An 18,918-nucleotide genomic window follows, 5' to 3' on the forward strand; every position below is an offset into this window, starting at 1 on the left:
CCAACATCGCCGCCGCCACCGATCACTACCGCAGCCACCCAGCCGACGGCCTTCAGCTACTCGGTCTCACCATCTGAGAACGCTTCGACCCTGGCGACGATCCGCACCGCGCCGAGCTGTCTGGCCGCCATGACCGCGCACAGGCCCACCGCGCCGTCGCCGACGACCACGACGGTCTTGCCCGGCCCCGCCTGCGCGGCGACGGCGCCGAACCATCCGGTGCCCAGCACATCGGAGGCGGTCAGCAGGCTCGGCACCAGCTCTGGCTCCGGCGGGCCCGGGGTCGCGACCAGCGCGCCGTCGGCGAGCGGTATCCGCGCCCGCTCGGCCTGCGTCCCGATCGAGCCCATGAGCACCCGGTTGACACACCCGCTACGGACGTCGTGCGGCGCGTACAGGATCGCTCCACGCATGGTGATCTCCTTGGCGAACGTCCCTTTTGTCCCCCTTTCCCGTCCGCCGCCATGTACGTTTCATCGGACCTCTCGGCATCGCCCCTGGTCAGCACCGTGCGCAGGAAAACCCGCGGCCCCGGCCCTGGCACCCCGGCGGGACGGCGGCTACCGTCCCGTCGGGCGCGTCCGACGAAGGAGCCGACATGCCTGCAAAGCGCTGGGCAGCCCCTGCCCTGCTCGCCTTGTCCCTGCCCCTGCTCGCCCCCCTGACCGGACCCACCCCACCAGCGGCCGCGGCCTCGTCCGTACCGCTCGAAGAGATCACCACGGTCACCACCCAGGTCGCCTTCGGCCTGCGGCGCCCCACCGCGATCGCCGCCCCCGACGACGGGACCGACCGGCTGCTCATCACCGAGAAACGCGGCACCGTCCGCGTCTACCACCCGGACACCGGCCTCGACGCCACCCCGATCATCGACATCACGTCATCCGTGGACGAAACCGGCAACGAGCGGGGCCTGCTCGGCATCGCGCTCCCCCCCGACTTCACCGAGAGCCAGGACCTCTACCTCGCCTACACCGCGCTGCCCGACGGCGCCGTGACCCTGGCCCGGTACAGCCTCGACGACGCCCAGCTCGAACCGCTGCTGTCCCAGGAACACGCCGAATACAGCAACCACAACGGCGGCCAGATCACCTTCGGCACCGACGGCAACCTCTACATGAGCATCGGCGACGGCGGCGGCTCCGGAGACCCCTTCGACTCCGGCCAGCGCGTCGACACCCTGCTCGGCAAGATCCTCCGCATCGACGTCAGCCGGACCTGCGGCGACCTGGCCTACTGCGTGCCCGAGGACAACCCGTTCGTCGGCGTCGAGGGCGCCCGCGACGAGATCTGGATGTACGGCGGGCGCAACCCGTGGCGCTTCTCCTTCGACCACGAGGACGGCTCCATGTGGATCGCCGACGTCGGCCAGGGCAGATGGGAGGAGATCAACCACATCAAGCCCGGGCAGCAGGCCGGCGCCAACCTCGGCTGGTCCTGCTACGAAGGCCTCGAAGTGTTCGACGAGGCCCAGTGCGACCCCGGCGCCGCCTACACCGAACCGATCTTCACCTACTCCCCGTACACCGGCAGCTGCGCCGTCATCGGCGGCCAGGTCTACCACGGCGAGGACTACGCCGACCTGGTCGGCGGCACCTACATCGCCACCGACTACTGCTCCTCCATCGTCTGGGCGCTGCGCGAGGACGGCGCCGGCGGCTACACCTCGGCCCAGCTCGGCGAGATGCCCACCCAGGTCACCGCCTTCGGCGCCACCCCTTCAGGCGAGCTGTACGTGGTCAACGACCTGCCCGGCGGCCTGCACCGCGTCGCCTTCGAACGCAGGACGCCGACCTGCCACATCGCCTACACCACCCAGACCTGGGGCACCGGCATGACCGTCGACCTCACGATCACCAACACCGGCACGACCCCGATCGACGGCTGGACGCTCCGCTTCCCCCTGGCCGCCGGCCAGTCCATCATCTCGGACTGGAACACCGACCTCGTCCAGGGCGGCGACGTCGTCACCGCCACCAACGCCCCCTACAACGCCTCCATCGCCCCCGGCCAGAGCGTCACCATGGGCTACCTCGCCGAACACACGGGCGACACGTCCATGCCGACCCGGTTCACCCTCAACAACGACACCTGCGCCGTGGACGGCTGACGGTCACAGGTCGAGCACGAGGTGAGGGGTCGCGGATCGCGAGACGCACGGATAGATGATGTCGGTGCGGGTGCGGTCGGTGAGAACCTCGTCGCGGTGTTCGGGGGTGCCGCCCACGACTCTGAGCGCGCAGTCGCCGCAGACGCCCTGTTCGCAGGATGAGTCGAGGTCGGGACGTGCCCGGCGGACCACTTCCAGGAGGGAGTGGTCCGCAGGCACGTGGAGGTTCTCGCCGCTTTCCCGTAGTTCGACGGTGAAGGGGGCGGCCGGATCGCGGGGACGGGGAGTGAAGCGTTCCGTGTGCAGGCGGCAGGCGGGGACCGAGCGCTCCAGCGCGGCGAGCAGGCTGTCGGGGCCGCAGGCGTAGACGGTGGCGGCGGGGTCGAGGAGTTCGCCGAGAAGGGCTACGGAGGCGCCCGCGTCGGCTCCATCGCCGCCAGGGCGGGTGTGAACGTGCAGCTCATCGCCTACTACTTCGGCGGCAAGGAAGGCCTCTACCAGGAGATCAACCGCCGGTGGCAGCGCGACCAAGGCAGCCACACGACGGCCGACGTCCCCTTCGCCGACCTGGTCGCCCACTTCGCCCGGCTCAACGCCCAGCAGCCGGACAACGCCCGCATCCTGGCCTGGCGCGGGCTGGAAGGCCGGGCCGCGGACGGGCCGGAGTTCGCCCAGGCCATGCGCGAACGCGTGGCCGACGTGCGCCGCCGCCAGGAACGCGGTGAGCTGCCGGCCGATCTCGACGCCGACTGCCTGCTGCTGGCGGCCTTCGCGGCGGCCAGCGCCGGCGTGGTCTTCCCCCACCTGGTGGAGGCGATCTGCGGGGAGGACCCGGCCTCACCCGAGTTCACCGAGCGCTACGCGGACCAGCTCTCCCGGCTCATCCGCCGCCTCGGCCCGGCAGACTGACGAGCGTCACGGGGTCAGCTGGCCCGCGAGGGTTTCGTGGAGCTCCGCGCTGGGGCGGTTGAGGCCGACGATGGTGACCTTCTTGCCGCGGGCGGCGTACTTGGCCTGCACGGCGTCCAGGGCGGCGACCGAGGAGGCGTCCCAGATGTGCGCGTCCGTCAGGTCGATCACCACGTCGTCCGGGTCGGTGGCGTAGGCGAACCGGGAGACCAGGTCGTTGCTGGAGGCGAAGAAGAGCTCGCCGGTGACCGCGTAGACGACCTGCGTGCCGTCGGGGTCGACGGCGGCGGTGACGCTGGCGAGGTGGGCGACCCGGCGGGCGAAGATGACCATCGCGACGAGGCTGCCCGCGACCACGCCGATGGCCAGGTTGTGGGTGACGACCACGACGGCGACGGTGATGACCATGACGCTCGTCTCGCCCAGCGGCATGCGCCGGAGCGTGGCGGGGGCGACGGAGTGCCAGTCGAACGTACTGAAGGACACCAGCACCATCACCGCGACCAGCGCCGCCATCGGGATCTGGGACACCCACGGCCCGAAGACGATGCAGAGGATCATGAGGAAGACGCCGGCGGCGAAGGTCGAGACGCGGGTGCGGGCGCCGTTCCGGACGTTGATCATGGTCTGGCCGATCATGGCGCAGCCGCCCATGCCGCCGAAGAAGCCGGTGACGATGTTGGCGATGCCCTGGCCGATCGACTCGCGGGTCTTGCCGGAAGGGGTGTCGGTGATGTCGTCGACGAGCTTGGCGGTCATCAGCGACTCCATCAGCCCCACCAGCGCGAGCGCGAGCGCGTACGGTGCGATCAGCGTGAGCGTGTCCACCGTGAACGGCACGTCCGGCAGGCCCGGGACGGGCAGGAAGGACGGCAGCACACCCCGGTCGCCCACGGTCGGCACCGCCAGCCCGGCGCCCAGCGTGATCGCGGTGAGCACGGCGATGGACACCAGCGGCGCCGGCACCACCCGGGTGATACGCGGGAAGAACACCATCAGCGCCAGCCCGCCGACCACCAGCGGATAGACCACCCACGGCACGTCGACCAGCTCGGGCACCTGCGCCATGAAGATGAGGATGGCCAGCGCGTTGACGAAGCCCACCATCACGCTGCGCGGCACGAACCGCATCAGCCGGGCCACCCCGAGCGCGCCCAGCACCACCTGGAAGACCCCGCCCAGGATGACGGTGGCCACCAGGTAGGCCAGCCCGTACTCCCGCGCCACCGGCGCGACCACCAGCGCGATCGCCCCCGTCGCCGCCGAGATCATCGCGGACCGGCCGCCCACGATCGCGATCACCACGGCCATGGTGAACGAGGCGAACAGCCCCACGCTCGGGTCGACACCGGCGATGATCGAGAACGAGATCGCCTCCGGGATCAGCGCCAGCGCCACGACCAGCCCGGACAGCAGCTCGGTCCGCAGCACGCGGGGGGTGAGGTGGCGGAGATCAGGCATGCGCCAGGAGAGAGCAGACAAGGTCCATCCAGAGAGGTAGGTTCACGCGAGCGGGCGGCACGACGCCGCCGGGGTCACCGGGCGCTGTCCGAGCGGCACTGACGAACGGCAGGCTGGACCGGCACGAAGTTCCCCCGAGAAGATCGTTGGCAGCAGACGCCGGGCGGCGGCGTCGCGCGAGTGGCCTCCCAAACCTACCGCAACGCCAGAGTCGCCCCGAGATCGCGTGAAGGTGGAGGGCCGCGTCTTGGCTCCGAGGCCGTCACCCGACCCGGCCGTCGGACGGCCGGGTCCGTCTACCTGAGGGACAGGGTCACTCGTCGCCACCGCCCAGGTATACGGCCACCACCCGCGGGTCATCGGCCAGCTCGCGAGCCGGCCCACTCGTCCGTACGCTCCCCAGCTCCAGCAGGTACGCGCGATCGGCCAGCCGGAGCGCGGCCTTGGCGTTCTGTTCGACGAGCACCACGGTCTTGCCGTCGTCGCGCAGCCGCCGGATAGTGCGCATGATCAGGCTGACGAACTGCGGCGCCAGCCCGAGGCTCGGCTCGTCCAGCAGCAGGACCGACGGGTCGGACATGAGCGCCCGCCCGATGGCCACCATCTGCTGCTCGCCTCCGGAGAGCGTGCCCGCGAGCTGGTCGCGCCGCTCCTCCAGTCGGGGGAACAGCTCGAACACCGTCTTCCGCAGGCTATCGGCGTCGAGTTCCCGGCGTCGCGCGTACGTGCCGAGCAGCAGGTTGTCGTCGACCGTCATGCTGGAGAACACCTGCCGCCCCTCGGGCACCAGCGACAGGCCGCGCCGCACCAGGGCGTCCTGGGAAGCGCGGGTGACATTCTCGCCGCGCAGGGTGATGGTGCCGGTTCTGGCGCGGTACGCACCGCCCAGCACGTTGAGCAGGGTGGTCTTGCCCGCACCGTTCGGGCCGATGACGGCGACGATCTCGCCCTCGTCCACCCGCAGGTCGATGCCGTGCAGCACCTCGACGGGACCGTAGGAGAAACGGAGCCCGCTCACCTCAATGATCGACACGGATGGATCCTTCCTCGTCCTCGTCCTCGTCGACCCCCAGGTAGGCGCGGATGACCTCGGGGTCTTCGCGGACCTCGTCCGGGGTGCCGACCCGCAGCGTCCGGCCGAACTCGATCACGTGCGCCCGGTCGACGAGTTCCATGACCATCTCCATGTCGTGCTCGACCAGCAGCAGCGCGATGCCCTCAGCCCGCAGCTCCCGGAGCAGGGCGGTCATCCGCTGTTTCTCGGCCCGGTTCAGCCCGGCGGCCGGCTCGTCCAGCAGCAGCACGGAGGGGCTGCCCGCCAGGCCGCGGGCGATCTCCAGGATCTTCTGGTGACCCAGAGACAGCTTGTCGGCCTCCATGTCCGCCAGATGCGTGAGGCCGCAGCGTGCCAGCGCGGCCTCGGCCGCCTCGCGCAGTGCCCGCTCCTCGCGGAGCACCCCGGGCGTGGGGACGACCGAGCGGGCGATCCCGGCACGGCCGATGGTGTAGGTCCCGACGAGCACGGTCTCCAGCACGGTCATACCGCCGAACACGACCGGCGTCTGGAAGGTGCGGGCGAGCCCCTTGGCCGCCACCTTGTGGGCGGGCGCCTCGGTGACGTCCTCGCCGTCGAGCTCGATCTTGCCTTCAGTGGGAGATAGCACACCGGAGAGCAGGTTGATGAGCGTGCTCTTGCCGGCGCCGTTCGGGCCGATGACGCCCAGGATCTCGGCGTCGCGCAGCGTCAGGTCCACGTCGCTGACGGCGGTCACCCCGCCGAACCGCTTGGTCAGGCCTGTGACCTCGAGCCGGACGCGGCCCGGTTCCTTAGGAGCGGGCGCGGGAGCCGGGACCGCGGGCTCGGGCGGTGCGGCGGGCGCCTTGGCCGGGAACAGCCGGGCACGCAGGCTGCCGAGAGCGCCGACGACGCCCTGGGGCATGAGCACGAGCACCACCACGAGCAGCAGCCCGACGGTGAACTCCTCGCCCGCGCCGACCGCACCCTCACCTAGCACTCCAGGGATGACGCTGGTGCTGGTCTCGCGGATCAGCGTCAGCACCGCAGCGCCCACCAACGGCCCCCAGGGGGAGAGGACGCCGCCGATGACCGCCACTACGAGGATCTCGACGGAGTGCATGACACCGAACGGCGCCGGGTTGACGTACATCATGGTGTGCGCATACAGGCTGCCCGCGACGCTGCCGAAGACGGCGCTCAGCACGAACGCCTTGGTCTTGGCGCGGGCGGCGTCGACACCGTGCGCGGAGGCGACGGTCTCGTTGATGCGCAGCGCCCGCAGCGCGCGCCCCTCCCTGCTGGCCTTCATCCGGATCGCGAACCAGAGCCCCAGGGCGAGCACCACGAGGACGAGGTAGACCTGGGAGCGCTGATCGTCGAAGGAGATCCCGAGCACCGAGAACGGCGGGATGCCGCCGAAACCGGACGATCCGCCCAGATCCTCGGAGTTGGTGAGCAGCAGGTAGAGGATCTCGCCGAAGGCGAGCGTCGCCATCGCGAGGAAGTGACCCCGCAGCCGCAGGATCGGCCGGCCGATGGCGTACACGAGCAGGCCGGCCACCACCGCCGCCACGGCCATGGAGAGGAGCGGGTGCCAGCCGAGCCGCACGGTGCCGATGGCAGAGCCGTACGCGCCGATCGCGGCGAAGGCCGCCTGGGCCAGTGAGAACTGCCCGGCATAGCCGACCACCAGCACCAGGCCGAGCGCGAGCAGCGCGTCGATCCCGAAGTTGACGATCAGGCCCTGGGTGTAGGTGTCGTCGACGGCCAGCGGGACGAGCGCGACGACGAGGACCGCGACCGCTACGCCGATGGCCGTGCGGTACTTGGCAACAAGTGGTGTGTTCACGGCAGCTTCCTTGTGTGATCGCTAGACCCGCGTTGACACCCGGAGCCGGGTCAGTCCCGCCGGCCGGAAGATCAGCAGGGCGAGGAGCAGGGTCAGCCCGGCGAGCGTGGTGTAGAGCGACCCGGCGAAGATGGTGGTCGCGGCCTCGATCAGGCCCAGGATGACGCCGCCGACCACGGTCAGCCCGATCCGGTCCAGACCGCCCAGGACCGCCGCCACGAATCCCTTGAGGCTGAGCGTGAGCCCGCCGAGCACGGTGATGACGGACAGCGGCGTCTGCGCGATCGCGACCGTGCCGGCGGCCGCGCCGGCCAGGCCGAACGACAGCGCCGACATCAGGGCGACGTTGATGCCGACCACGCCCGCCGCGAAGGGGTTGACCGCGCAGGCGGTCACCGCGCGCCCGAGCATGGTCTTCTCGAAGAACACGGTCAGCAGGATGACAAGCACCACCGTCATCGCCACCACCCAGAACGCCTGGCGGGCGATCGTGGCGCCGCCGATCTGGATCGCCGGACCCGCGGTGAAGGGCTGGAGCTGGTAGGCGCCGCTGCCGAAGATGATCTGCAGCAGGGAACGCACCGCGATGGCGACGCCGAGAGTCGCGATCACCTGGACGAGCAGCGCCTGCTTGCGCAGCGGCCGGATCGCCAGCATGTAGACGAGCATCGACGACGCCGCCGCGACCAAGATCCCGAGCGGGACCGCCAGCCACAGGGGCACGACCTGGGCGAAAACCACGGCGGCGAAGGCGCCGACCAGGGCCAGGTCGCCCATGCCGAAGTTGATCACGCCGGTGATGCGGTGGATCACCACGAAACCGATCCCGATCGCGCCGTAGATCGACCCGTTCGTGACCCCGGTGAGTATCACCTGGAGGATGTCCTGCGTATTCATGTTCCTGCCTCAATGCGAGGGCGGGCGGCCCGGGAGGGGGACCAGGCCGCCCGAGCTGTCATTCCTGGTCGAGGACGACTTCGCCGCTCTCGGTCAGGCCTCCCGCGAAGCGGAAGGCGCCGTCCTTCACCTGCAGCAGTGCCAGCCCCTCGCTGCCGAGGCCGGAGTGGTCAGTCGGCGAGTAGCGGTAGATGCCGTTCACGGCGGCCAGACCGTCGAGCTCGTTCTCCAGCGCGTCGCGGATGGCCGTACGGGCCGCCTCGGGGTCAGAGGGGTCCGGGTCGGTCTTCTTGATGGCCTCGGTGAACAGCGTGATCGCGTCCCAGCCGTTGCCCGCGAACTGGGTCGGCTCGGACCCGTACGCCGCGACGAAGTCCTGGAGCGCCTGGTACTGCGGGTCGTCCTCGGCGATGCTGTCGGCCACCAGCGCCTTGGTCCCGACCACGTAGCGGCCCTCGACGGCGTCCCCGCCGACCTTGATGAAGTCCGGCGAGGCGGAACCCGGCTCGTAGATGAACTCGGCGTCGAAGCCGATCTGCTTCGCGTTCTGCCCGATGACCGCGCTACCCGGGACGACGCCGTAGACGATGACGCTGTCGGGGTCGGCGCTCTTCAGCCTGGTGAGCTGCGGGACGAAGTCGGTCGCGTCGGGGTCGTGCAGCTCGCTGCCGGTGACCGTCAGCCCGTAGTCCTTGGCCAGCTCCGGCACGTCCTTGGCCTGCTGCTGCCCGTAGGCGTTGTTGGGCGCGAGCACGGCGACGGACTCGGCGCCGAGGCCCTTGGCGAACGACAGCATGGCCCGGGTGGAGCGGGTGATGTCGGGGAAGTTCTTGAACATCCACTTGGCCTCCTCGATCGGCTCCACGATCGCGGTGCCCGACGCCATGCCGATCGCGGGGATCTTCAGGCTCGCGGTGATCGGCTTGATGGCGATGCTCGCGCTGGTGCCGCTGGGGCCGATGATGGCGAGCGCGCCTTCGCTGTGCAGCTTGCGCACGCCGCTCACCGCGTCGGACTCGCTGCTGCGGCCGTCGACGACGGTGAGCTTGAGCTGGCGGCCGTTGACGCCGCCGGACTCGTTCACCTTCTTCACGAAGGCTTCGGTCGCCACCTTCTCGGCCTCGCCGAGCGCGGCGTACGAGCCCGTGAGGTCGAGCAGCGCCCCCAAGTGGTAGGGCTCGGCGGAGCCGTCTTCCGAGGAACCGCCGTTGCCGCCGCAGGCGGCGAGGAGCAGAGGCACCAGAGCCGCGGCGGCCAGACGCCACCGCCGGGGGCGCAGCCGGCCCCGGGACGCCGAATCGAACTTCACGAGATTCTCCCTTCGGGGCGGTTCGCCAGGCACACACTCGGCGAACGAACGACCGTTCGTGAAACGTATCACGGAAAATAAAGGGCCAAAAGGGCACTTATGTCATGCTCAAAATTCGTTATCGTCCGGCAACCGCTCAGGACTCGGTCACGCACCGGTTCACGCACGTCCCGAGCGCCTCGACCGCGGTGGTCACCACCGACCCCGGGAGCAGCCGCAGGCCGGACGCCGCTCCGACTCCGCCCGGCGTGCCGGTGAGCAGCACGTCACCGGGTTCCCAGGCTGTGAAGCGGCTGACGTACGCGAGCGCCGCGGCCGGGCTGAAGACCAGATCGGACGTACGGCCGCGCTGCCGGACCACGCCGTCCACCTCGCAGGTGACCTCCAGATCGGCGGCGTGGTCCACCTCCTCCGGCGTCACCAGTTCCGGTCCCAGCGGTGTGGTCGCGTCGAACGCCTTGCCCGGCAGCCACTGGCCTGTTCGCCACTGCCAGTCGCGCATCGAGATGTCGTTGGCGACCGTGTAGCCGGCGATGGCCGCCAGCGCCTCGTCCTCGTCGGCCCGCCGAAGCGGGCGGCCGACCACGACCGCCAACTCGGCCTCCCAGTCGACCTGTTCGCTCTCGGCCGGGATCACCAGGTCGTCGCGGGCGCCGGTGAGCGTGCTCGCGAACTTGGTGAAGAGCGTGGGGTGTTCGGGGACGTCCCGTCCCATCTCCACGATGTGCGAGCGGTAGTTCAGTCCGACGCAGACGATCCGGGCCGGATCGAGCACCAGCGGCGCGTAGTCGGCTTCGGCGACTGACACGGTGCCCACCTCGGCCGCCCGGTCCGCGCCGCGCAGCAGCGCGCCGACGTCTGGGGCGTCCAGCAGTACGTAGACGTCCCCCTCGCGGCGGGCGGCCCGGGTGCCCTCAGTGGTCCGCAGCGTGGCCAGGCGCATCAGAACAGCCCCATCGATCGCAGACGGGTTTTCATGATCTTGCCACTGTCGTTGACCGGCATGTCCTGAGGCGCCACGAAGGCGATGCGCTTGGGGATCTTGTAGCCCGCCAGCTGCTGCCTGCAGTAGTCCTTCAGGTCCTGGTCGCTCAGCTCGGCGCCCTCCTTGAGGGCGACGACCGCGCAGACCTCCTCGTCCCACTGCGAGCTCGGCACGCCGATGACCGCCACCTCGCTGACCTGGGGATGGGTGTAGAGCACCCGCTCGACCTCGGCCGAGTACACGTTCTCGCCACCGGTCTTGATCATGTCCTTGGCGCGGTCGTGGTAGTAGAAGTAGCCCTGCTCGTCCTTGGAGGCGAGGTCGCCGGTACGCAGCCACCCGTCGTCGCTCAGCACCTGGGCGGTCTCCTCGGGCCTGCCGAAGTAGCCGTCCATGATGTTGGGGGCCCGGACGGTGATCTCGCCGACCTCGCCGACCGGCACCTCCTCGTCGCTGTCCAGGGCACGCAGCTGCACCTCGGCGAGGAGGAACTCACGCCCCATCGATCCGTCGACGTCCTCACGGAACATGTCCTCCGGGCGCAGCCGGGTGACGATCGGCCCGCCCTCGGTCAGCCCGTACTGGTAGTAGATGCGCACGTGCGGCAGCGCGTCGCGGACGGCGGTCTTGTCGGGCAGCTTGAAGATCGCGCCACCCACGTACATGCGCCGGTAGCTGGACCAGTCGTAGTCGGAGAAGACGTTGGCGGCGAGCAACCTGCGCACCATGTTGGGGACCAGGAAGCCGTTGGTCACGCCCTCGCGCTGCACCACCTCGCCCACCTGACGCTCGTCGAAGCGGCGCATCAGCACCGAAGTGGCGCCCAGCATCAGGTGAGGCACGAACCAGCACAGCAGCGACGCGGCGTGGAACATCGGCGCGATCAGCAGCGTGACGTCCGAGTGCTCCATGTCGGTGTCGATGATCTCGTTGAGCCCGTTGCCAACAGCGCTGCGCTCGGAGAGCACCACGCCCTTGGGGAAGCCGGTGGTGCCGCCCGTGAACATGATGACGTTGGTCGCGTCCATGTCACCCGTGAGCTCGGGCTCGACCGGCTCGCCCAGGAAGTCCTCGTAGTCCGGCCCCTCCTCCACCACGCGGCGCAGGAAGCGCAGCTCTCCGGTGTCCTGGGCCGCCTTCAGCGACGCGGCCCACTCCTGGTCGACCAGGACCAGCTCGGCCCGGGAGTCGTTCAGCCCGAACACCAGCTCGGGCGTGGCCCAGCGCCAGTTGTACATGACCGGCACCGCCCCGGCGCAGAGCACACCCAGGTAGGCCTCCACGACGAAGATGGAGTTGCCCGCCAGGATGCCCACCGTGTCGCCGCGCTGGACCCCGTCCGCCCGCAACCCCGCCGCGAGGGCGTAGGCCCGGTCGGCGAGCTCCGCGTAGGTGATACGAGAGTTCTCGTCCACCACGGCGATGCGGTCGGGGTAGCGGCGCCGGTTCAGACGGAGAAAATCAGCGGTAGTGCGCATGGTTCCCTGCTCTCTCGATCACTCGATGACCAGGAGTGTGTCGCCCGGCGAGACACCGGCGCCGACCGTCACCCGGACCTCGGTGACCCGGCCCGCCTTGCCCGCGGTGACCGGGTTCTCCATCTTCATCGCTTCCAGGACACATACCACGTCGTCAGCACCGACCTCCGAGCCGACCTGGGCGGAGACGGCCGCGATGGTGCCCTGCATGGGGGCGCGGACGATGCCGTCGGAGGAACCCGCCATCCCGGCGGAGCGACGCCGGCTCGATCCGGACGGAGGGGGCGCCGCCTGAGGCGGTGCCGCGGCTCCTGCTGCCGGCTCGGCGTGATAGGGGATCCAGTACTCGCGACCCGCCACCACAACCAAGGACCGGTCGGCCACCGGCTCCGGAGCGGCCGCCTCAGTCTCCGCCGGGGTGAGCGCGTGCGCCAGGTCGGCGTCGGTCTCCAGCCACGTCGTATGGTGGCGGTCGCCGACGAACTCGGGGTGCCCCAGGACGGCGTCGTGAGCGGGCCGGGTGGTGGCCACGCCCGACACCCGCAGCTCCGACAGCGCCCTCCGTGCGCGGGCGATGGCGGCGGGCCGGTCCTGCGCGTGCACGATCAGCTTGCCGATCAGCCCGTCGTAGTACTCGCTGACCGTGTCACCGGTCTCGTACCCGCCGTCAAACCTGACCCCGAACCCGAGTGGCGGGCGCAGCTCGGTGAGCTTGCCCGGAGTGGGCCGGAACAGCCCGCTGGTCGGGTCCTCGGCGTTGATCCGCAGTTCCAGTGCGTGACCGCGCATGACCACGTCCTCGGCACGGATCGACAGCGGCAGGCCTGCCGCCACCCGGATCTGCTCGGCGACCAGGTCGACGCCGGTGACCAGTTCGGTCACCGGGTGCTCCACCTGGAGCCTGGTGTTCATCTCCAGGAAGTAGAACGCGTCGTCCTCGACCAGGAACTCGACCGTGCCCGCGCCCACGTAGCCGACAGACGCGGCCAGCGCCACGGCGGCCTCGTCCATGGCCCGCCGGGTGGCGTCGGAGATCACCGTGCACGGCGCCTCCTCGATCAGCTTCTGGTGCCGGCGCTGCACCGTGCAGTCACGGTTACCGAGCGAGATCACACCGCCGTGCGTGTCGGCGACGATCTGCACCTCGACGTGGCGGGGGCGCTCCAGGTAGCGCTCCAGGTAGATCTCCGGCTGCCCGAAGTAGGCCTGAGCCTCCCGCTGGGCGGCCGCCACCGCCTCGTCGGCCTCCGCGCCGTCGCGCACGATGCGCATGCCGCGCCCGCCGCCGCCGTAGGAGGCTTTGACCGCGATCGGGTAGCCGTGCCGGTCGCCGAAGGCGCGCACGTCGTCACCCGAGGTGACCGGGCCGTCGCTGCCGGGGACGAGCGGCACGCCGGCGCGTTCGGCCGCCTGCCGGGCGGTGACCTTGCTGCCCATGACGGAGATGGCCTCGGTGGGCGGACCGATGAACACCTTGCCCGCCTTGGTGACGGCCTCGGCCAGCACCGTGCTCTCCGACAGGAAGCCGTAGCCCGGGTGCACCGCGCAGGCCTCGCTCTCGGACAGCGCCTTCATGATCATGTCTACGTTCAGGTATGTGTCGGCGGGCGAGGTGCCCGGCAGTGCGTACGCCTCGTCCGCGAGGCGTACGTGCAGGGCGTCCGCGTCCGCGTCGGAGTGCACCGCGACCGAGGTGATGCCGAGGTCGCGGCAGGCGCGGATGACGCGGACCGCGATCTCGCCCCGGTTGGCGACCAATACCTTGCCGAACAGGGGGGAACCGGTCACGTCGTGTACTCCGAGGGGGGAAGGTCGATGTCGTCGAGGTTGACGACGAGGTTGTCGGGGGTACGGGCGGTCATCCAGACGAGCTCGGCGTCGGCGCTGCGGTTGCACTCGATGTGCGGCATCCACGGCGGCACGTGCACGAAGTCGCCCTCTTCCAGGTCGTAGTAGTCGCGGTAGCCCTCGCCGAAGTAGATCCGGGCCTTGCCCTTGAGCACGTAGCCGGCGGTCTCGGCGTCGGCGTGGTGGTGGGGCACGGAACGGTAGGCGGGCTCGTTGCTGACCTTGCCCAGCCAGATCGCCGAGGCCCCGACACCCTGGTGCACGCCGGCCACTCGGATGGCACCGTCGCTCTGACTGGTGTCCGTGGTGATCTCGGCCGCGAGGATGCGGGTCGGGCTGAGGTCGAAGCGGAGCCGGTCCACAGTTTCCCCTCCTTTGACAAACGAGCGATCGTTCGTATTCTTGGCGCATGCCAACTCCCATGTCAAGACACCCCCGGACGGAGCCGCGATGAAGCCCTACAAGTCCCTGCTCTTCGTGCCGGGTCACCGCGGCGACTGGGTGGACAAGGCGGTCCGCGCCGGCACCGACGCGGTCATCCTGGACCTGGAGGACGCCGTCCCGGAGCAGCTCAAGGCCGAGGCCAGGCAGACCGTGGCCGAGTCGGTGGCCCGGCTCCGCGCCGAACACGCCGACGTCGGCGTGATCGTCCGGCCCAACGGACTCGGCACCCCGCACGTGGGCAAGGACCTGGCGGCCGTGGTACGGCCCGGCGTCGACGCGCTGCTGCTCCCGATGATCTACACAGCCGAGGACGTCATCCGCTTCGACGCGCTGGTCGGGTACTTCGAGTCCGAGCACGGAGTGGAGCCGGGCTCGGTCGGGCTGGTGCCGACACTGGAGACCGCCCAGTCGGTGGCCAACTGCGAGCAACTGGCCTCGGCCACCCCACGTGTCGCGTCGCTACTGGTCGCCGCGGCCAAGGGCGCGGACATCGCACGGGAGATCGGCTTCGAGTGGACGCTGGAGGGCCTGGAGACGCTCTACCTGCGCAGCCGTGCCCTGGTCGCCTGCCGCGCCGCGGGCATCACCCACCCGATCTGCGGGATCTGGCAGGACGTGCACGACCTCGACGGGCTCGCCACGTTCACCGCGCAGAACCGCCGGCTCGGCTTCCGCGGGCAGGTGCTCCTGCACCCGTCGCACGTCGCGACGATCAACGCCACGTATGGGCTGACCGATGAGGAGCTGGACCGCTACCGGCGGATGGTGGCGGCCTTCGAGGCGGCCGAAGCCCAGGGCCGCGCGGCGGTGGACTTCGAGGGCGAGCACATCGACATCGCCCACGTCCAGACCGCCCGTCAGATGCTGGGACTCGCGGGCTCATGAGCGGCCCGCTGCACGGGGTGCGCGTGGTCGAGCTGGGCGGACAGGGGCCGGTGCCCTTCTGTGCGATGACGCTGGCCGACCTCGGCGCGGACGTGATCACCCTGCGCCGTCCCGGCCCCGCCGCCCCCACCAACCCGCACAACCCGGTGATCGACCGGGGCAGGCGCTTCCTCGCCGTGAACCTGAAGTCGCCCGACGGCGTGGCCGTGGCCAAGCGGCTGGTGGCCCGTGCCGATGTGACTCTCGAAGGCTTCCGGCCCGGCGTGCTCGAACGCCTCGGGCTCGGCCCCGCCGACTGCCTCGCGGCCAACCCCCGGCTGGTGTACGGGCGGATGACCGGCTGGGGGCAAGACGGACCGCTGGCCCAGGCCGCCGGCCACGACATCAACTACATCGCGCTCACCGGCGCGCTGCACGCCATCGGCCCCGCGGACGGCCCGCCTACAGTGCCGGTCAACCTGCTCGGCGACTACGCGGGCGGCGCGCTCTACCTCGCACTGGGCGTCACCTCCGCGCTGCTGTCCGCCCGCGCCACCGGCCGCGGCCAGGTGGTGGACACCGCGATCGTGGACGGCGTCGCCTCGCTCATGAGCATCGTGTACGGGCTCACAGCCGCCGGTCGGTGGACCGGGGAGCGCGGCGTCAACCTGCTGGACGGCGGCGCGCCCTTCTACTGCGTGTACCCGTGCTCGGACGGGCGGCACGTCGCGGTGGGCGCGCTGGAAGAGCCGTTCTACCTGGACCTGCTCGACGGGCTCGGGCTGTCCGGACGGGCCGACCTGGTGGACGGCCGGCTGGACCGGTCCCGCTGGCCCGCCATCACGGAGGTCCTCTCCGCGGCCTTTGCGGAGCACCCCCGGGCGCACTGGGAGGAGGTGTTCGACGGGCGCGACGCCTGCGTCACGCCGGTCCTCTCGGCCCAGGAGGCCATGCGCCATCCGCACCTGGAGGCGCGCGGCACGTACGTGGACGGGCACGCCGCTCCCGCGCCCCGTTTCACCGGCACCCCGGCGGTCTCCGCGGCGCACGCCGAGCCGTCGAGCACGGACGTCCGCGCTCTTCTCGCCGAGCACGACCTCAGCCCCGCGGAGATCGACCGTCTCCTGGAGAGCGGCGCGGTCGGCCCGGCGTCCTGGTGAACCGGAAGGCGCGCCGACGGCGCGCCCCGGATCAGCCCTTACGGAAGTCCCAGGTGCTCATGCTGTCCGGCTCGACCCGTACCCACGCGTGGCGGCCCTTCCTGCGGACGTGCCGTTGCTCGGGATACTTCTCCGCGAACAGCCGCTCCGCCTCCGCCAGCTCGGGCGTCACCACGCCGTCCCACGGCACGGGACCGACGACCTGCGCGGACCCTCGGATCTCCACCCCGCGCAGTTCGCCGTACTCCTCGCCAGCGTCCACGACGAGCGCCACCCGCGGCTCCGCGACCAGGTCGGAAAACCGCCGGCTCCTCACCAGTGAGCACAGCCAGATGCTCGAGCCGTCCCAGGCGAACCAGAGCGGGCTGACGTGCGGCCGGCCGTCCGGGCCCACGGTCGCCACTCGGCAGGTCCGCTGGCCTGCAAGGAAGTCGTCCACCTCCGCGGCGGTCATGGCGAGCCGTGAGCCGTGCCTGAGCCCGGGGCGGGGTTCCCATGAGGTGCGTCCTTCGCTCATCGGCCCGCTCCGATGGTGGCCGGGCTTCCGGGCACGAGCCGGTGAGAAGAGGGGGCGAGAGACAGTGCAGACATGTACACTCCTAACGATCGTTCGTTAGCATAACCGATGACGGCGAGAGGACAGCTGTGACCCGTACCACCTGCCACTTCGGCGTCCATCTGCCGCCGGGCGAGCACGACACCGGCGGCCTCGGGATGCGCGGCATGGCCGCGATGATCGACCGGCACGGCTTCGAGAGCCTCTGGGTCAGCGACCACACCGTGCTGATCGAGAAGCCGCGCTCCCGCTACCCGTTCAGCGAGACGGGCGAGTTCTATCTGCCCGCCGACGCCGACTGGTACGACTGGGTGGTCGTGCTCTCATTCCTCGCCGCGGTCACCACCACGACCCGGCTCGGCGTGAGCGTGGCCGTGCTCCCCCACCGGCATCCGATCATGCTGGCCAAGCAGCTCGCCACCCTCGACCGGCTCAGCGGGGGCCGGGTCACCATGGGTGCCGGGGCAGGTTGGCTGGCCGAGGAGTTCGATGCGCTCGGTGTGCCGTTCACCGCCCGGGGCAAGCGGATGGACGCGGCCATCAACCTCATGCGCGCCACCTGGACGGGCAGGCCTCCCGCGGGTGAGTACGGTCCGTTCACGGTGCCTTCGGGCGTGCACGCCAACCCCGTGCCGGTCCAGGAGCGGATGCCGATCCTCATCGGCGGCGAGTCGCCGGCCGCGCTTCGGCGGGCCGCTTCACGCGGCGACGGCTGGCTCGGCACGATCACCGGCGGCCGGATGGATCCCGGGCATCTGCGCCGGGTGGTGGAGACCCTGCGCGCCGAGGCGGCCGCGGCCGGCAAGGAGCCGGACGACCTGGACATCACCCTCCGGGTGGCAGCCCGGGCGCGCGACGTCTTCACCTCCGCCTTCGAGGAGTATCTCGGCGAGCTGGTCGCGGCCGGCGCCACCCGCCTGACCTTCGACCTGAGCTGGCGCTCGGCGAACCGGGCCGAGGAGACCCTGCACCGGCTGCGCGAATTGAACGCCGCTCTCTAGGTCACCGGTAACAGTATGGTCCTTGTCGGCCGATGATCAGAGACCGGCGAACCACCCCGAGAGAGAGGACGAAAAGTATGGCCGCAACCACCCGAGGATCGCGCGACAGCACGGTCCCCACCGCCGTGGCCATCCGCAGCGCGGCCGTGGAGCTTTTCCACCGCCAGGGCTTCGAGGCCACTTCGCAGCGACAGCTGGCCGACGCGGTCGGACTGCAGGTCGCCAGCCTCTACAACCACATCAAGAGCAAGGAGCAGTTGCTCGCGACCATCATGACCGAGGTCATGCAGCAGCTCATCAGCGTCACCGAGCGCCGGGTCGCGGCCGCCGCCACTCCACAGGAACGGCTGCTGGCGTTCATGAGAGAGGGCATCAGGTTCCATGCCGAGCACCGGCTGGAGGCCCTGGTCGGCAACACCGAGCTGCGCTCGCTGTCCGACGAGAACCGGGCCCGGGTGATCGAGCTGCGTGACCGCTACGAGCGCATGCTGGAGTCGGCGCTCCAGGAGTGCGTGAACGCCGGCACCATCTCCGTGCCCGACGTCAAGATGGCCGCGTACGCCGGTGTGGCGATCTGCGTCCACGTCGCCTCTTGGTACCGGGAGGACGGCCGGCTCCCCCTCGACGAGGTCATCGACAGCCTGCTGGCCGCCTACGCACCCACCGCGAACCTGGAGAAGAAATGATCAAAGTCGTCGCCCTCATCCGCCGTAAGCCGGGCCTCAGCCGTGAGGAGTTCCTGAGGTTCTGGCAGGAGGAGCATCCCCCGCTGGTACTCGCCCTGCCCGGCCTGCGCGGCTACCGGCAGAACCCGGCGATCGAGCACCGTAAAACATGGCCCTGGGACGGCTGCGCCGAGCTCTGGTTCGACGACGTGCGCGCGGTCAAGGCCGCCTTCGAGAGCCCGGAGGCCGATCCGCTACGCGAGCACGAGGAGGCCTTCATCGGGGAGCTGGAGTGGTTCCTGGCCTCCGAGACGGATCTTCTGTCGCCTTCGTCGGCCGCTTGACGAACGAGCGTTCGTAGGTA

Annotated in this window: 18 protein-coding genes and 1 pseudogene; 7 read left to right on the forward strand and 12 right to left on the reverse strand. The window is 70.4% G+C overall.

All coding sequences use genetic code 11. From position 1 onward, the window contains the following. Nucleotides 1–92: 92 nt before the first annotated feature. A pseudogene (locus AB0J42_RS34255) lies at nt 93–377 on the reverse strand (IMP dehydrogenase); the annotation flags it as partial. Between the two features lie 221 nt (nt 378–598). On the opposite strand from AB0J42_RS34255, the gene AB0J42_RS34260 reads away from it, so the two are divergent. Next, nucleotides 599–2,110, forward strand: a complete 1,512-nt coding sequence (locus tag AB0J42_RS34260; RefSeq protein WP_364301990.1) for a PQQ-dependent sugar dehydrogenase — start codon at nt 599–601, stop codon at nt 2,108–2,110. A 3-nt stretch (nt 2,111–2,113) separates the two neighbouring features. Here AB0J42_RS34260 and AB0J42_RS34265 read toward each other — a convergent pair whose 3' ends face one another. Next, the gene (locus AB0J42_RS34265) at nt 2,114–2,455 is read right to left on the reverse strand and encodes a 2Fe-2S iron-sulfur cluster-binding protein (protein WP_364302063.1); all 342 of its coding nucleotides are present in this window, start codon (nt 2,453–2,455) and stop codon (nt 2,114–2,116) included. Here AB0J42_RS34265 and AB0J42_RS34270 point away from each other — a divergent pair. Beyond that, a complete protein-coding gene (locus AB0J42_RS34270) occupies nt 2,411–3,019 on the forward strand; it encodes a TetR family transcriptional regulator (RefSeq protein ID WP_364301992.1) in 609 nt (202 codons plus the stop codon). The two genes, AB0J42_RS34265 and AB0J42_RS34270, sit on opposite strands and share 45 nt — an antisense overlap. Before the next feature lie 6 nt (nt 3,020–3,025). Here AB0J42_RS34270 and AB0J42_RS34275 read toward each other — a convergent pair whose 3' ends face one another. The 9 genes from AB0J42_RS34275 to AB0J42_RS34315 form a co-directional block, all read right to left on the reverse strand. After that, nucleotides 3,026–4,480, reverse strand: a complete 1,455-nt coding sequence (locus AB0J42_RS34275; RefSeq protein ID WP_364301993.1) for a SulP family inorganic anion transporter — start codon at nt 4,478–4,480, stop codon at nt 3,026–3,028. A gap of 313 nt (nt 4,481–4,793) precedes the next feature. Beyond that, nucleotides 4,794–5,513: an ABC transporter ATP-binding protein gene (locus tag AB0J42_RS34280; RefSeq protein WP_364301994.1), complete on the reverse strand. Its 720-nt coding sequence runs from the start codon at nt 5,511–5,513 to the stop codon at nt 4,794–4,796. After that, nucleotides 5,500–7,347, reverse strand: a complete 1,848-nt coding sequence (locus AB0J42_RS34285) for a branched-chain amino acid ABC transporter ATP-binding protein/permease (RefSeq protein WP_364301996.1) — start codon at nt 7,345–7,347, stop codon at nt 5,500–5,502. Before AB0J42_RS34285 ends, AB0J42_RS34280 begins: the two co-directional genes overlap by 14 nt. A 21-nt stretch (nt 7,348–7,368) precedes the next feature. Further along, nucleotides 7,369–8,244 (reverse strand): branched-chain amino acid ABC transporter permease, encoded by an 876-nt coding sequence (locus AB0J42_RS34290; protein ID WP_364301998.1) that lies wholly within the window; start codon nt 8,242–8,244, stop codon nt 7,369–7,371. 58 nt (nt 8,245–8,302) lie between these two features. After that, on the reverse strand, nt 8,303–9,553 hold the full coding sequence (locus tag AB0J42_RS34295) for an ABC transporter substrate-binding protein (protein WP_364302000.1): 1,251 nt from the start codon (nt 9,551–9,553) through the stop codon (nt 8,303–8,305). Between the two features lie 136 nt (nt 9,554–9,689). Then, nucleotides 9,690–10,496, reverse strand: coding sequence for a fumarylacetoacetate hydrolase family protein (locus tag AB0J42_RS34300; protein WP_364302002.1), 807 nt, complete (start codon nt 10,494–10,496; stop codon nt 9,690–9,692). Beyond that, complete coding sequence (locus AB0J42_RS34305; protein WP_364302005.1) at nt 10,496–12,016, reverse strand: AMP-binding protein; 1,521 nt, start codon at nt 12,014–12,016, stop codon at nt 10,496–10,498. Before AB0J42_RS34305 ends, AB0J42_RS34300 begins: the two co-directional genes overlap by 1 nt. An 18-nt stretch (nt 12,017–12,034) precedes the next feature. Next, nucleotides 12,035–13,804 (reverse strand): acetyl-CoA carboxylase biotin carboxylase subunit, encoded by a 1,770-nt coding sequence (locus AB0J42_RS34310; protein WP_364302007.1) that lies wholly within the window; start codon nt 13,802–13,804, stop codon nt 12,035–12,037. Beyond that, nucleotides 13,801–14,226, reverse strand: a complete 426-nt coding sequence (locus AB0J42_RS34315; RefSeq protein WP_364302009.1) for a cupin domain-containing protein — start codon at nt 14,224–14,226, stop codon at nt 13,801–13,803. Before AB0J42_RS34315 ends, AB0J42_RS34310 begins: the two co-directional genes overlap by 4 nt. A gap of 88 nt (nt 14,227–14,314) precedes the next feature. Between AB0J42_RS34315 and AB0J42_RS34320 the strand changes: the two genes are divergently transcribed. Then, nucleotides 14,315–15,193, forward strand: a complete 879-nt coding sequence (locus tag AB0J42_RS34320; RefSeq protein ID WP_364302011.1) for a CoA ester lyase — start codon at nt 14,315–14,317, stop codon at nt 15,191–15,193. Continuing rightward, nucleotides 15,190–16,332: a CaiB/BaiF CoA-transferase family protein gene (locus tag AB0J42_RS34325; RefSeq protein ID WP_364302013.1), complete on the forward strand. Its 1,143-nt coding sequence runs from the start codon at nt 15,190–15,192 to the stop codon at nt 16,330–16,332. Before AB0J42_RS34320 ends, AB0J42_RS34325 begins: the two co-directional genes overlap by 4 nt. 31 nt (nt 16,333–16,363) lie before the next feature. Here AB0J42_RS34325 and AB0J42_RS34330 read toward each other — a convergent pair whose 3' ends face one another. Next, complete coding sequence (locus AB0J42_RS34330) at nt 16,364–16,849, reverse strand: pyridoxamine 5'-phosphate oxidase family protein (protein WP_364302015.1); 486 nt, start codon at nt 16,847–16,849, stop codon at nt 16,364–16,366. Between the two features lie 128 nt (nt 16,850–16,977). On the opposite strand from AB0J42_RS34330, the gene AB0J42_RS34335 reads away from it, so the two are divergent. The 3 genes from AB0J42_RS34335 (at nt 16,978) to AB0J42_RS34345 (ending at nt 18,898) form a co-directional block, all read left to right on the forward strand. Then, a complete protein-coding gene (locus AB0J42_RS34335) occupies nt 16,978–17,889 on the forward strand; it encodes an LLM class F420-dependent oxidoreductase (RefSeq protein ID WP_364302017.1) in 912 nt (303 codons plus the stop codon). Between the two features lie 77 nt (nt 17,890–17,966). Further along, entirely contained in the window at nt 17,967–18,575 is a 609-nt protein-coding gene (locus AB0J42_RS34340) for a TetR/AcrR family transcriptional regulator (RefSeq protein ID WP_364302019.1), read from the forward strand. Then, the gene (locus AB0J42_RS34345) at nt 18,572–18,898 is read left to right on the forward strand and encodes an EthD family reductase (protein WP_364302021.1); all 327 of its coding nucleotides are present in this window, start codon (nt 18,572–18,574) and stop codon (nt 18,896–18,898) included. Before AB0J42_RS34340 ends, AB0J42_RS34345 begins: the two co-directional genes overlap by 4 nt. The last annotated feature ends 20 nt before the right edge of the window (nt 18,899–18,918 follow it).

The organism is Nonomuraea sp. NPDC049649 (assembly GCF_040675175.1).
GTDB lineage: Bacteria > Actinomycetota > Actinomycetes > Streptosporangiales > Streptosporangiaceae > Nonomuraea.

Coding starts and splice junctions, on each gene's coding strand:
- AB0J42_RS34260 (WP_364301990.1), top strand. CDS start 599: ATGCCTGCAAAGCGCTGGGCAGCCCCTGCCCTGCTCGCCTTGTCCCTG.
- AB0J42_RS34275 (WP_364301993.1), bottom strand. CDS start 4,480: ATGCCTGATCTCCGCCACCTCACCCCCCGCGTGCTGCGGACCGAGCTG.
- AB0J42_RS34290 (WP_364301998.1), bottom strand. CDS start 8,244: ATGAATACGCAGGACATCCTCCAGGTGATACTCACCGGGGTCACGAAC.
- AB0J42_RS34300 (WP_364302002.1), bottom strand. CDS start 10,496: ATGCGCCTGGCCACGCTGCGGACCACTGAGGGCACCCGGGCCGCCCGC.
- AB0J42_RS34305 (WP_364302005.1), bottom strand. CDS start 12,016: ATGCGCACTACCGCTGATTTTCTCCGTCTGAACCGGCGCCGCTACCCC.
- AB0J42_RS34320 (WP_364302011.1), top strand. CDS start 14,315: ATGAAGCCCTACAAGTCCCTGCTCTTCGTGCCGGGTCACCGCGGCGAC.
- AB0J42_RS34325 (WP_364302013.1), top strand. CDS start 15,190: ATGAGCGGCCCGCTGCACGGGGTGCGCGTGGTCGAGCTGGGCGGACAG.
- AB0J42_RS34330 (WP_364302015.1), bottom strand. CDS start 16,849: ATGAGCGAAGGACGCACCTCATGGGAACCCCGCCCCGGGCTCAGGCAC.
- AB0J42_RS34340 (WP_364302019.1), top strand. CDS start 17,967: ATGGCCGCAACCACCCGAGGATCGCGCGACAGCACGGTCCCCACCGCC.
- AB0J42_RS34345 (WP_364302021.1), top strand. CDS start 18,572: ATGATCAAAGTCGTCGCCCTCATCCGCCGTAAGCCGGGCCTCAGCCGT.